The sequence below is a fragment of the Spirosoma sp. SC4-14 genome (assembly GCF_037201965.1).
In the GTDB taxonomy this organism is placed as follows: domain Bacteria; phylum Bacteroidota; class Bacteroidia; order Cytophagales; family Spirosomataceae; genus Spirosoma.
In genome coordinates, this window is sequence record NZ_CP147518.1 from 3,798,807 (window position 1) to 3,811,977 (window position 13,171).

At 49.4% G+C, this 13,171-nt stretch carries 9 protein-coding genes; 5 read left to right on the forward strand and 4 right to left on the reverse strand.

The features are described from left to right. Window positions 1–8: 8 nt before the first annotated feature. Together WBJ53_RS15550 and WBJ53_RS15555 are read right to left on the reverse strand one after the other, a co-directional pair. Window positions 9–818, reverse strand: coding sequence for an SDR family oxidoreductase (locus tag WBJ53_RS15550; protein ID WP_338877068.1), 810 nt, complete (start codon window positions 816–818; stop codon window positions 9–11). Between the two features lie 92 nt (window positions 819–910). Next, complete coding sequence (locus tag WBJ53_RS15555) at window positions 911–3,151, reverse strand: gliding motility-associated C-terminal domain-containing protein (RefSeq protein ID WP_338877069.1); 2,241 nt, start codon at window positions 3,149–3,151, stop codon at window positions 911–913. Between the two features lie 72 nt (window positions 3,152–3,223). On the opposite strand from WBJ53_RS15555, the gene rlmD reads away from it, so the two are divergent. Next, the gene (gene rlmD, locus WBJ53_RS15560) at window positions 3,224–4,666 is read left to right on the forward strand and encodes a 23S rRNA (uracil(1939)-C(5))-methyltransferase RlmD (protein ID WP_338877070.1); all 1,443 of its coding nucleotides are present in this window, start codon (window positions 3,224–3,226) and stop codon (window positions 4,664–4,666) included. Window positions 4,667–4,743: 77 nt separating this feature from the next. Here the strand turns inward: rlmD and WBJ53_RS15565 are convergent, their stop codons facing one another. Continuing rightward, window positions 4,744–5,823: an alkaline phosphatase family protein gene (locus WBJ53_RS15565; RefSeq protein ID WP_338877071.1), complete on the reverse strand. Its 1,080-nt coding sequence runs from the start codon at window positions 5,821–5,823 to the stop codon at window positions 4,744–4,746. Between the two features lie 394 nt (window positions 5,824–6,217). Further along, window positions 6,218–7,801, reverse strand: a complete 1,584-nt coding sequence (gene dnaB, locus WBJ53_RS15570) for a replicative DNA helicase (RefSeq protein ID WP_338877072.1) — start codon at window positions 7,799–7,801, stop codon at window positions 6,218–6,220. A gap of 360 nt (window positions 7,802–8,161) precedes the next feature. Between dnaB and WBJ53_RS15575 the strand changes: the two genes are divergently transcribed. From WBJ53_RS15575 to WBJ53_RS15590, 4 genes are all read left to right on the forward strand, one after another. Beyond that, the gene (locus WBJ53_RS15575) at window positions 8,162–9,127 is read left to right on the forward strand and encodes a PhoH family protein (protein WP_338877073.1); all 966 of its coding nucleotides are present in this window, start codon (window positions 8,162–8,164) and stop codon (window positions 9,125–9,127) included. Beyond that, complete coding sequence (locus WBJ53_RS15580) at window positions 9,108–10,463, forward strand: M43 family zinc metalloprotease (protein ID WP_338877074.1); 1,356 nt, start codon at window positions 9,108–9,110, stop codon at window positions 10,461–10,463. The genes WBJ53_RS15575 and WBJ53_RS15580 overlap by 20 nt, the downstream gene beginning before the upstream one ends. A gap of 108 nt (window positions 10,464–10,571) precedes the next feature. Then, window positions 10,572–11,024: a GNAT family N-acetyltransferase gene (locus WBJ53_RS15585; protein WP_338877075.1), complete on the forward strand. Its 453-nt coding sequence runs from the start codon at window positions 10,572–10,574 to the stop codon at window positions 11,022–11,024. Next, the gene (locus WBJ53_RS15590) at window positions 11,021–13,153 is read left to right on the forward strand and encodes a ComEC/Rec2 family competence protein (protein ID WP_338877076.1); all 2,133 of its coding nucleotides are present in this window, start codon (window positions 11,021–11,023) and stop codon (window positions 13,151–13,153) included. Before WBJ53_RS15585 ends, WBJ53_RS15590 begins: the two co-directional genes overlap by 4 nt. Window positions 13,154–13,171: the final 18 nt, after the last annotated feature.

A 13,171-nucleotide genomic window follows, 5' to 3' on the forward strand; every position in this document is an offset into this window, starting at 1 on the left:
CAATTCAATCATTTCTTCAATGGCGAGTCTTTTTCTTTGGCGAGTGTGTTGAAGACAAGTTTATCGGCCAAAGCAGGAAGCCATTTATTGACAAAAACGGTAAGCTTACCCTGTGTTGTTAGAATAAGTTCGCGTTTGCGGGATTTAACTGCGCGCAGGATGTGATCGGCACAGTCTTCGGCACTCATCATTTTATCTTCATCCCGCATGGTTTCGCCTTTGGCATTGCCGTGAGCATCGAGCGCCGATACGCGGATATTTGACGTAGTAAAACCTGGGCAGGCTGTTAAAACATGAACACCACTGTGTAATAACTCGGTGCGGACGGCTTCCAGAAAGCCATTCATGGCAAATTTTGAGGCCGAATAACCACTCCGAACGGGTAAGCCACGATAGCCTGCTATGGACGAAATGCCGACAATGGAGCCCTTTGTTTGCTGAATATAGGGAAGCGCATAGCGGGTTGCATACACCGTTCCCATAAAATTGATATCCATCACTTTCTGGATAACGGCCGGATCGGTGTCGATCAGCATTGAACGCATAGAGATTCCGGCATTGTTGATAAGAATATCCAGCTTGCCAAAGCGGGCAATCGTCTGCTCAATGAGTTGTTTTACATCCGTTTCGTTGCTTACATCGGCAGTTAAAGAAAGAACGGTGATTCCAGCCTGCTGAAGTTCTGATGTAACTTGTTGAAGTGCATCGGCCTTACGGGCACAGATGACAATATTGGCTCCTTCGCGGCCAAACGCAAATGCCAGAGCACGGCCAATTCCCGACGATGCGCCAGTAATGAGTACTACTTTGTCCTTCATAATTGTGGCTGCGAAGATAGAAAAAAGTTTGTGGTTTGTGGTTGGGCTGCCTCTTTAGAACCTGATTGAGCGGAGCAACCATAAACCAAATCTCACCTTAGCAGTGTTACCGTTCCTTTCAGGGTGCGGGTTGTCGTTTGAATTAGATAATAATACGTACCCACCGGATCATCTGTGCCATACCAGATAAACTTTGGATCGCTGGAGGTGAATACCGTTCGCCCGTATCGATTGGTAATTTCAACTTTATTAAACTGCTCGGCACACGAATTTTCGGGTAAGCCTTTTACCGAGAAGTAATCGTTATAGCCATCGCCATTGGGCGTAAATACGTTGGGTACTTTTATGTCGGCAATAACGGACTGGTCTTTAATGTGAAAGGTTACCGTGGTCGTATCGGTATGATTGGGCTGACAGGACCGGTCATCGGCAATAAAATCGACCACAAATGTTGCCTCTGACTGCCCAGCCAGAATAGCACAGGTTGGTTGCCAGGTAAATGGCGACTCCAGAACAACAGGCCCGGTTTTGTCCGTAAAACTCATGCCTATGGTTTTGTAGTCGAAACCACGGCCAACTGCCTTCATCTGAATGGTGTCGCGGTCGGGATCATCGCCAATGACGGTAAAGGCAATTGACGACGAATCGGTAGAGCCCAGTTGTAATTCAACGACCTGTTGTTGTAGCGTTGTGCGTATTGTTGGGGGGCGACTCGGTAGTCCAAGGGCTGTCAGATTGACTGTAACGGTGTCCTGAAGGTTGCGATTGCAGCGAGTATCGGTTACAATAAAATCGACGATATAGTCGGCATGAATCGCTTCCGTACAGGTTGGTTTCCAGGTAAATGGCTGAGCAACTTTTCCAACTCCGGTTGCCGAGCCAAAGGTCATGCCTGCCTGAGCCAGGGTGAACCCCCGACCGACGGCCTGAATGGTTATGTTGTCGTTGTCGATATCATTGCCAAAGGCAGTGAATGAGAGGGAAGTGCCAACCGTCACTGTTGCCTTGTTGTTGGTGAGGTCAGTGCTGGCAACGGGCTTATTATTGTCCGACGGGATGATGTTTAACCGAATACTAATGGTGTCGCTCAATCCCTGTGGGCATCCATCGTCTACGGCGCGAATCATCAGGGTAAATGGTTTGCCATCGCCACCTACGCATCGGCCAAAACAGAATTTTGTCTGAAGAGTATCGTGAGTCGTACGGGTGAACAGATCGCTGGGAGCTAATGTCAGATCTGGTAATGACCCGCTCATGTTGACAATCCGAATGCGTTGATTAGGGTTAGGGTCGGTAACATATAGTTGCAGGCAGTTGGTGTCTTTTTCGGCAATGGTAATGACCGCACCCTGAGAATAGAAAGTGGCGTCGCCGTCGGGCCTGAACAATAGCTTCGGGGCATCGTTTTTCATACAGTCGACAACCAGAACCTGATAATCGCGCCGAACCCGACCGATGCGTACGCCTTTACGGTATTCGTCGACCTGAACTGAAAATACATATAAGCCTGCCTGATCAGGCGTGACGGTGAGCAGGCCCGTGCGGGCGTTTACGGCCAATGCTCTGGTTCCGGGAATTTCGTTGGCTTCGGAGATGCCACTGATCCATCTGACAGTAGGGTAGGGACCCGGTGAAAAGATTGGATTATTTAACTGGTTTAAAGCCCCAGGGTTAGGTGTTGCTTTCGAGCTATAGCCATTGTAGGGAGTTACGAGCGTATAGGTAAGGCTGTCATTATCAGGGTCTTTGGCGCTGAAGTCCAGACTGAAAGGCTGGCCGATGCAGGCGTAATCGCCTTTAGGTATTGTGAAAACGGGTGACGAATTTGGCGTGGCACTAATGGCGGGAAACTCCAGATAAAACGTTGATCCCGCATCGCCAGGAGCCAGTATATTGATAATTGTACCATTGCGGCAGCAACGTTCCCACGATAGGTAATAACCCGCCGGGTCGTTGAAGACATTAGGGTCTAGGGTGAGGTCGATGCTATGGCGAATCAATCTGGTTTGCAGATTCGCCTTTTGACAGGCCGTATTTGTATAGACAACGGGTTCACTACTAATTCGATTTAACGGAACGTAGCCTATAAACTGATTGTTGCGCCTGGCAAAAATACCTACCGACACCCGGCCATCGTCGGCTCCAGGGTCGCCATTGACCACATCAAAGTATAGATTTAAATTAATTCGGTGAGAATAAGCGCTCGATGCCCCCAGGTAGCGCAACTCCAATTCACCTCCAACAATATGCGTAGCGCGAACAACCCCACTGATAATCAGTAGAAAACCGATTATGCCTATCGTCCACAAGCGACTACGGTACAAATTCACCATATAAGGATTAGGTTAGGTAAATAACTGCTGTCCGGAAACGACTGCTTAAATTAGCGGTTTTTTAGGATACTTATGCGTAGAAGGAGTCATAAAGCCCCCGAACGGTTGTACGCAATGCAGGTCGATGCCGTTGCAGCCGAGGGAAAATGTATTGTACGGACCGAAGAGGGCGTCATTTTTGTTGAAAATCCAACCGGAGGGCCGGGCGTTGCTCCTGGCGATGTGGTTGACCTACGCATCACAAATCGGAAGAAACAATACCGCGAAGCCGTTGCCGAACATATTCATGAGTGGTCGGCGGTACGCACACAACCGTTTTGCGAACATTTTGGAACCTGCGGAGGGTGTAAATGGCAACATATTCGCTACGACGAACAACTACGGTTTAAGCATCAGCAGGTTGTCGATCATCTGACCCGCATCGGAAAAGTCGCCTTGCCGGATATTCGACCGATTCGGGCGGCTGAACCAACCCAATATTATCGGAACAAACTGGAGTTTACCTGTGCCGAGGGGCGCTGGATGACACAGGCTGAAGTGGGAACTGGCGACAGTATCGATCCACGAGTGATCGGCTTTCATGTTCCTGGTCGGTTCGATAAGGTATTGCCTATCAATCATTGCTATCTGCAACCCGATCCATCGAATGCCATCCGGCTGGCCGTTCGGGATTATGCGTTTCAGCACGATATGAGCCTCTATAACCTGAAAGTGCATACCGGGTTTCTGCGAACACTGATTATTCGAACGGCTTCAACAGGCCAATTGATGGTTACTGTTCAGGTTGCCCAGGACAAACCCGATACCCTGGCTGGGCTGATGAATTTTTTAGAGACGGCTTTCCCCGAAATTACGTCGCTCAATTACATCATCAATACCAAGAAAAATGATAGCTATCAGGATCAGGACGTAATCAACTGGTCGGGCAAGGCCTATATTGAAGAGCAAATGGACGATGGCAGTGGGAAACCGCTAACGTTTCGGGTTGGGCCTAAATCGTTTTACCAGACCAATGCGCAGCAGGCGTTCAATCTTTATAAAGTAGCCCGCGACTGGGCTGGGCTGACCGGCCGCGAACGGGTTTATGACCTTTATACCGGTACGGGTACCATTGCTTTGTTTGTTGCCCGGCGTGCACAGCATGTAGTCGGTGTGGAGTATGTAGAAGCATCCGTAGCCGACGCCCGGGTGAATGCCGAAATCAACGGTATAACCAATACGACCTTTGCGGCTGGCGATATGCGCGAGATTCTTACCGATGGATTTTTCGATCGGCACGGTCGGCCGGAAGTTGTCATTACTGATCCGCCCCGCGCCGGTATGGACGAAGCCGTAAGTCGCCAATTGCTAAAAGCAGCGCCCGAACGCATCGTTTATGTGAGTTGCAACACCGCCACTCAAGCCCGCGATCTTGGCATTCTGGATGAAGGATATCGTGTTGCCGATGTGCAGCCTGTCGATATGTTTCCGCATACCCACCATGTCGAAAACGTGGTGTTGCTGGTGAAAAAATAAAGTAGTTTATGGTTGCTCTGCCTAACAGCATACACCCATCTATTACAGAGCAACCATAAACCATAAACTGTAAATCATCACCGATTACCTGCGAAGACGGTTGGAATAGCGTCGCCGATGGGTTTACCGTTAGTAAAGTTCTGACCAAGCAGTTTGGCCAGTGTTTTCGCAATCTGGTTGTGAAACAAAATGGAGTTCGTCTTTATTTCGCCGAGGGGTGGCGTATCGGGGCCGAGTACAGCTATCCAGGTCTGATAGCTGTCGGGTATTGCCTGTCCGTGACTGGTCCATTGTTTTTTGTTTTTGTCGCCACGCCCATGATCAGTTGTGATAATAAACGTTGTCTTGTCTTTGTATTGGGGATGACTCTGGCAGAACTGCCACAAACGGCCAATGTATCGGTCCACCGTGTTGGCCGCGTAGAGGTATTCGTCGTATTTGGCTTCGTGCGCAAATTCATCGGTTTCGTCGAATGAGAGGAAGAACACGCGCGGCTGATTTTTGTGGATGTATTCGTTAGCCAGATAATACGTGATAAAATCCTGCCGGTCGCTGGCCAGACTGGGTACAGTTTGAAGAATATCGTTTAGTAGATTTTCTTTGCTCGTCAGATTTCCCGAAACCGTATCGCGCCCCGCATTGACCGGCACCTGACTTCTGGCCTGGTTGATGATATAGGGAAAACAGTCCCAGGTAGCATAAGCTGCTACTTTTCCCTTGAACGAAGGCTGATTATTGAGGTATTCGAGAACTGTTATATTCTCGTTGTTTTTCTTGTCGTTTGAGTTAATCTTATCGTCATCGTAACCCGATAGCACTTCATTATAGCCCGGATAGGAAAACCAATAAGGGTTCCGAAGGTTGACTTTGTTGCCCAGCCAGCGATTGCCGTAGAGTTGTCCCTGTGAAGCAATGGTCGACCAGAAAAAGGGAAACAGCAGTTGTCGGCGTTTTTCGGATGAATCGTTCCAAAAGGCCTGGCTTAGTCGTTTTTCATTACGGGTAAACGCTTTGTCTTTCAGCAGTACAGAATCTGCTCCACCAAACACTTCCTGCCAGCGCAGGCCATCGGTCATAATCAAAAATACGTTCTCCGTTTTCTGTGCCTGAGCCAGTAAGCCCACTGCAAGCAGTAGCCATGTATAGAAATACTTCATAAAGGAGGAAAAAAGATTGATGGGCAAAATAAGGAGATGAATGGCTATTGATACTCAGATTGGCTATTACGAAATTGTTACAAACACGTTTAAGCTAACTTCCAGATAACGGAGCCGCTTTTTATTGTCCACAAAGACACAGAGGGCACCGAAACTTATAGAATCTTACCTATTTCTTTGTGCCCTCTGTGTCTTTGTGGACAACAAAATTAAGTGCATTGAAAACAAAAAACTCCAACAGTAATGTCGGAGTCTCAATGGAACTATTGTCATTCGTTGATTAGTCATTCGCCTTCCTGGAAAAGTGATTGACCACAGAGACACGGAGGTATAAACGAAAAAAACTCTGTGTTCTCTGTGGTCAATAAAATGCTTGTCATTTGTTGATGACTAATTAAAATGGCGTTTCCTGATTTGGATCGGCATTACCGAAGTTCGACCGATCGTTGGCTTTGCTCTTGAATACATTACCCATCGGTGGCGCGTCGAAACTGCTTAATCCGTTGACATCAGGACTAAAACCCTGCGATTGCACGGGCTCAAAATACGAATCGAGGTCGCAGAATTTTGTGAACTTGTTGATGAACCGGAGCTGAATCGTATCGAGCGAACCACTTCGGTTTTTGGCTATAATCACTTCGCCAATACCCGCCGTCGAATTTCCGTTTTCATCCTGCGTAATGTTATAATATTCAGGCCGATACAGGAAGCATACCATGTCGGCATCCTGCTCGATCGAGCCCGATTCTCTGAGGTCAGACAGTTGTGGTTTCTTATCACCACCACGTGTTTCTACGGCCCGGCTCAACTGAGATAGAGCAATGACGGGTACGTTCAGTTCTTTCGCCAGGTTTTTCAGTGCCCGCGAAATCGAGGCAATTTCCTGTTCGCGGTTACTACCGCCACGACCCGATGTGTCGCCCGACATTAGCTGTAGATAGTCGATAACAACCATCTGGATGTCGTGCTGGGCTTTCAGACGACGGCATTTGGCCCGAAGTTCGAGAATCGATAGGGCAGGGGTATCGTCGATGAAAATAGGAGCTTCGGTCAGTCGCTGAATTTTATGGTGCAGTTGTGTCCACTCGTGAGGGGCAAGGGTTCCTTTTCTGATTTTCTCCGAATCGATCTCCGCTTCGGCCGAAATAAGACGATTCACCAACTGTACCGACGACATCTCAAGGGAGAAGATCGCCACTGGTTTTCCGTGATCGACAGCCGCATTCCGGAGCGCCGACACCACAAATGCCGTTTTCCCCATGGCTGGCCTGGCCGCCAGAATGATCAATTCGGTGGGTTGCCAGCCCGATGTAACGCGGTCGAGATTCGTAAAACCCGAAGGAACACCCGTAAGCCCTTCCTGATTCTTTTTGGTTTCGAGTTCGTTCAGCGCCATCCGAACAATGGTGCTCATGTCGGCATAGTTCTTCTTGATATTCGATTCCGAAATCTTGAAGAGCGACTGTTCGGTGCGGTCGAGAAGTTCAAACACATCGGTGGTATCCTCGTAGGCATCGCGCAGAATAGTCGACGACATGGCGATCAGCGCCCGTTTCAGGGCCTGTTCTGAAATAACCCGGGCGTGGTACTCGATATTGGCGGCTGAGTTGACCCGAAAGGTAAGTTCTGAAACATAGCCACCCCCACCAACCATTTCCAGTTCGCCGGTTTTTCGCAGTTGCTGCGTCACGGTAAGCAGGTCGATGGGGTCCGAATTAGCAAACAGCGTCAGAATGGCGTTGTAAATCCGCTGATGGGCTTCTTTGTAGAACGTTTCAGGTTTTAGAATGTCGACAACTGATGAGAGGGCATCTTTCTCAATCATCAGCGCACCCAGAACAGCCTCTTCAAGATCAAGGGCCTGTGGCGGCAGTTTGCCAAGCCCCGTATCGAGCCAGTGGTTACCGGCTTGCTGACGACCACCGGCAAAAGCCGATTGTTTACGAAGGTGTTGGTTAGGGCGTGCGTTGTTCTCCATACGAATAGTGCAAGTTTACGCAATGATCCCTGCATAAGGCAAGCCCCGTCTGCCTGGTTCCCGGTTGCTCGACCCAATCAATTACCGTAACATTCTGGTAATGTTGACACTATCGCGCAGAAAAAAAACATTAAATTTTGGCAACGACACCGTGTCATTTTAGCGTACGGGCTTATGGAAACAGGCAGCAGGCTGAATAACAGCAAGGTAGCAATTTGTTTACATAAATCAACGCTATTTGAGGGAATGGTTTCACAAAATAAGAATCAGAATGGATCGAATAAATTTTTGGCGAAATGTGTTGTACAAGCAGAGAAATCGCTTACTTTTCGGAATCACACTTAAAACGCTATTTATCGTTTGGTCGAAAAAGTCATCACCCTCGACAATGTCTCGCTCATCGACTTTCTGGGCGTAGAGAACCACAATATAAAAGAAGTGGCCGCTGCGTTTCCGATGAGCAAAATCATCTCGCGCGGTAACGAAATCCGCATAAAAGGGACTACTCCCGAAATTACGCGCATCAGTGATATACTGGACTCGCTGATGGAACACTACCAGAAGTACGGAAAAATTACCCACGAAAACGTGCAGAACTACATCAGTCATAGCGGTCATCCTGCGGGAGCAAATGGGGGCGTTTTGCCCACCCTGCCCGACGACGATGAAGTGCTTGTGTATGGCAACCGAGGTGTGGTTGTGCGGGCCAAAACCGACAATCAGAAGCGACTGGTCGAAGCCGCTGAGAAACATGATCTGGTGTTTGCCATTGGGCCAGCGGGTACGGGTAAAACCTACACGGCAGTAGCTATTGCGGTGCGGGCGCTAAAGAATAAAGAAGTTAAGAAAATTATCATTACCCGCCCGGCCGTTGAAGCCGGTGAAAACCTGGGTTTCCTGCCTGGAGACCTGAAGGAGAAGATCGACCCCTATCTGCGCCCGATCTATGATGCGCTCGATGATATGATCCCGGCCGAAAAGCTGAAATTTTACACCGAGAACCGTATAATCGAGATCGCACCGTTGGCTTATATGCGCGGTCGTACGCTGAACAATGCGTTTATTCTGCTCGATGAAGCGCAGAATACGACGCCGATGCAAATGAAAATGTTTCTGACCCGGATGGGCCCTTCGTCGAAAGCCATCATTACCGGCGACCGGTCGCAGATCGATTTGCCGAACAGGCAGAAATCAGGGCTGATCGAGTCGGTCGATATTTTGAAGCCAATCAAGGGAATCGCGTTCGTTGAACTCGATGGGCGCGATGTAGTTCGGCATCGGCTTGTGCGGGAAATTATTACAGCTTATGAAAAAGCAGGTCAATAGCCTGAAAAACAATTTATCAAGAACCGACCGGCTTTGGCTGGCCGGTTCTTTTATGCTCTTTTTTATCACTACGGCGTGGGGGCAACTACCCGACGAGTCGACAGTAAAGCGTTGTGGTACAACAGAATACGAAAAGTTTGTGCTCCAGATGCGAAATCCGCAACGAGCCCGGCAAGTTAATGAATTGAACCGTCGAATTGAGGAAGCGAAAGCATCGGGGAAGATGGCTCGTCTGGCTGATAACGATACCGTTTATCGAATCCCAATTGTGGTGCACGTGATTCACAATAATTCATCAGGAGTAGTAGGCGGGATCAACAATTCGAATATCTCCGATGAACAGATTGCCTCGCAGATTCAGGTTCTCAACGAAGATTACCGGCGGCAATCAGGTACAAATGGCTACAATACCAGCCCTATCGGTGCCGACGCCAAAATTGAGTTTTATCTGGCGACCACCGACCCAAATGGGCAGCCGTCTAACGGCATAACCCGACATTATTACGCGCAGAAATCCTCCTTCAATGTATTTACGGACGATGTTCTGTTGTCACAGATTGCCTACTGGCCCAGTGATCGGTATCTGAATATATGGGTTACTACGTTGCAGGGAAACTATCTGGGGTATACCCAATTCCCAACAGCGGCCGACACACTTCAGGGGCTACCTACCGTTACGGATGAAATGGTGGATGGCTCCATTATCGACTACCGGTATTTTGGTCGGCAAACCGGAACCGTAACCAGTTCGCTCTATGCATTGGGCCGAACAACAACGCATGAGATAGGGCACTGGCTCGGGCTGATTCACCCCTGGGGCGATGCCAATTGTGGCGAAGATTACGTAGCCGATACGCCCCTGATGCAGGATCGGTCGGATTCGCCCCGAAACTGCACCCAAACCTATTCGAACTGTACGGGCACGCAAGTTCGGGATATGCTTGAAGATTATATGACCTACTGGCCCGATAACTGCATGAACCTGTTTACGCAGGGACAGGTAGACCGGATGCGGGCCGTATTGCAGTTAAGTCCTCGCCGGGCAAAACTCCTGAAATCATTGTCGGCTTTGCCCGAAACCGAAACCCTGACAATCAACGTCTACCCTAATCCGACGGGGTCAGATAAGCCAACGGTCGACGTTCAGTTAAAAGGGTTTCAATCCTTTTCGGTCGATCTGCTGGATATGAGTGGTCGGCAGGTGCGAACCATTAGTTATACGGATGCACCCAGTACCCGCGTTAGCCTTTCGGTCGACGGTTTGGCGTCCGGATTATATGTCGTTCGCGTTAAAACAGCGAATGAGAGTTCGAGTAAACGGTTGCTGGTCCAGTAAAAAAACAGTAGTTTGCGATGAGAGACGTCGGTTTCTCCGGTTTGATTATGGATGTCTGTACTGAAAACCTGTCGGTGCGGCAGCCGTTCATGAAGAGTTTGCGAGCGTATGATTACTGTTTTACCAATATCCAGCCCTTCTGATCTGGAGACGGTGTTTGCCATTCGACGAACTGTCTTTGTCGATGAGCAGCACGTGAGCCCTGAGGAAGAATATGATGAATTTGAAACGACCAGCACACACTTTCTGGCTCAGTATGATGGTGTTCCGTGCGGTACGGCCCGCTGGCGACGCACATCTAACGGTGTTAAGTTAGAGCGATTTGCCGTTCTGGACACCTATCGGGGCAAAGGGGTTGGAAAAGCGCTTGTTCGGGCTGTGCTCGACAATGTGTTTAGTCAGCAACCCGAACCCATCGAAAGTATTTACCTGCACGCACAAGTAACGGCAATGCCCCTCTATGCTTCATTTGGCTTTGTGCCGGTAGGGGCTATGTTTGAAGAAGCCGGTATCCAGCACTATAAAATGGTCTTACCGGGTTCGGCATACATACAGGAATGAAAGGCCATCCGTTTGTCCGTTATGCTGCCGGACTGATTGCCGGAATAATCAGTTATGTTCAGTGGCCCGAAGGATCTGTAGTTCCATGGCTGGCTCTGTTAGTAGGAGTTGGTTTGTATGGTTGGGGCTATGGCCGCTGGAAAAAGCAGACAGTTAAGTCTATTCAGATACGGCAGGGCATTGGCGGACTCCTGATTCTTTTGGCGGTGGGCTGGGCGATTACCTATCAACGAACGGCCAGCAATCGGCCGGACAACATTAGCCACCTTCGGGATACCCTACAGGCTTATGAAGGAGTTGTGTCGGTACAACCTGAAGAACGCGCCAAAACCTATCGGGTCGAGCTGGAACTGAATCGGGGAAAATGGTCGGCAACCGATAGCCTGAGTCGCTGGCGACCGCTGAGCGGCCGGGTTATTGTTTATCTGGACAAAATCGGACAAACGATGCCACGCTATGGCGAAGTCTGGCTGGTGTCGGGTGCGCCACGCCCGATCGACCCCCCGCTGAATCCCGGTGAGTTTAATTACAAACAGTATCTGAGCTACCGGAATATCTATCACCAGCAGTACCTGCGGCCGTTTCAACGGACTATTTTAACCTACGATCCACCCAGTTTCAGTACCCGATTGGCGACGTCCGTAAACCGTTGGGCCGACAGTGTGTTTGTGAGTAAAATCGGTAGCCGGGCTGAATATGGCATTGTCAATGCTATGATTCTGGGTATACGCGACGACCTGGATACCGAATTATACCGGGCTTATTCGGCGGCCGGAGCTGTTCATGTGCTATCGGTGTCAGGTTTACACGTTGGGATTCTGTTTGCCGTTTTAACATTCCTGCTCAGTTTTCTGATCAGGCGACCGCACGGAAAAATATTGATGGCGGGCCTGCAACTGACCGTTTTGTGGTTCTATGCGCTCGTTACGGGCTTTTCACCCCCCGTAATCCGCTCGGCAGGTATGTTTTCGTTGCTGATACTAGCCAATACCTTCGGTCGGCAGCAGCAACTGGCCAATACGCTGGGTGCGTCGATGTTTTTTATTCTCTGCGTTGACCCATACGCTTTGTTTTCGGCGGGTTTTCAGTTGTCATATCTGGCCGTGGCCGGTATCGGGAGCTGGCAGTCGTCGCTCTATCAGACCTTCTCGTTTCGAAATAAGTGGCTAAACCGGGTATGGGAACTAACGGCCGTTGCACTGGTAGCTCAGCTCATTACCTATCCACTGGGTGTCTTTTATTTTCATCAGTTTCCTACTTATTTTCTGCTGGCAAATCCAATCGTCATTGTCATGTCGGAGCTGTTGCTGCCCCTGGCGATGGCAACACTGGCGTTGAGCTGGGTGCCGTATGTAGGCGACTGGTTGGGCTGGCTATTGCAGAAAACGGCCTGGTTACTCAACTATGCCGTTGCGCAGACAGGGCAGTTGCCGGGAGCTGTGTGGGATGGCTTGTGGCTTTCTCCATTGGCCATGCTACTGACGTATTCTGTTATTTTTTGTGGAGTGACCATGCTGATTACACGCCAGCGAGCCTATATCTGGGCAACATGCGTGTGTGCCGTTGTGCTTTCGGGCGTTTTGCTCTGGGGTATCTACCAACAGGCCACTCAACAGCGGTTGGCCATTCATTTTCTGCCGCACCGTACGGCTGTGAGCCTGACCGATGGACACTCCAGCACCTTGCTGACGGATCTGGATACGACCGATACGCGGTCATACGATTTTTATCTGAAAAATACGTTTGGCCAATGGGGCATTTCAAAGCCTAAGATCGTAAATGCACGGTACATCAATAACGAGACGAGCCGCATCGAAAACCCGCTTCCGGCATTGTTTCAGACGTCAGATTATACACTGTGGGTATGGCATACGAAAACCCTGTTGCTCGTCAATCGGTTTTCGGGGCGCAACCGCTGGAAATTGCCCGCCGTTGTCGATTATCTCATCATCCGCCGAAATGCCTTGCAGCATTGGAATCAATTGAACGGAAGGGTAGTTGCCCGACACATTATTTTCGATGATTCGAACAAAACACCATTAACGGACAGGCTCTTGCAGGAAGCCCGACAACAGCATATTTCGTGCTATTCGGTTCGGCAAATGGGCGCATATATGGCTGATCTGTAGCGACCCAGTTGCCGAACC

Bases quoted from the DNA above. Each gene is read 5' to 3' on its own strand.
- WBJ53_RS15550 (WP_338877068.1), bottom strand. From the start codon at position 818: ATGAAGGACAAAGTAGTACTCATTACTGGCGCATCGTCGGGAATTGGC.
- WBJ53_RS15555 (WP_338877069.1), bottom strand. From the start codon at position 3,151: ATGGTGAATTTGTACCGTAGTCGCTTGTGGACGATAGGCATAATCGGT.
- rlmD (WP_338877070.1), top strand. From the start codon at position 3,224: ATGCGTAGAAGGAGTCATAAAGCCCCCGAACGGTTGTACGCAATGCAG.
- WBJ53_RS15565 (WP_338877071.1), bottom strand. From the start codon at position 5,823: ATGAAGTATTTCTATACATGGCTACTGCTTGCAGTGGGCTTACTGGCT.
- dnaB (WP_338877072.1), bottom strand. From the start codon at position 7,801: ATGGAGAACAACGCACGCCCTAACCAACACCTTCGTAAACAATCGGCT.
- WBJ53_RS15580 (WP_338877074.1), top strand. From the start codon at position 9,108: ATGAAAAAGCAGGTCAATAGCCTGAAAAACAATTTATCAAGAACCGAC.
- WBJ53_RS15585 (WP_338877075.1), top strand. From the start codon at position 10,572: ATGATTACTGTTTTACCAATATCCAGCCCTTCTGATCTGGAGACGGTG.
- WBJ53_RS15590 (WP_338877076.1), top strand. From the start codon at position 11,021: ATGAAAGGCCATCCGTTTGTCCGTTATGCTGCCGGACTGATTGCCGGA.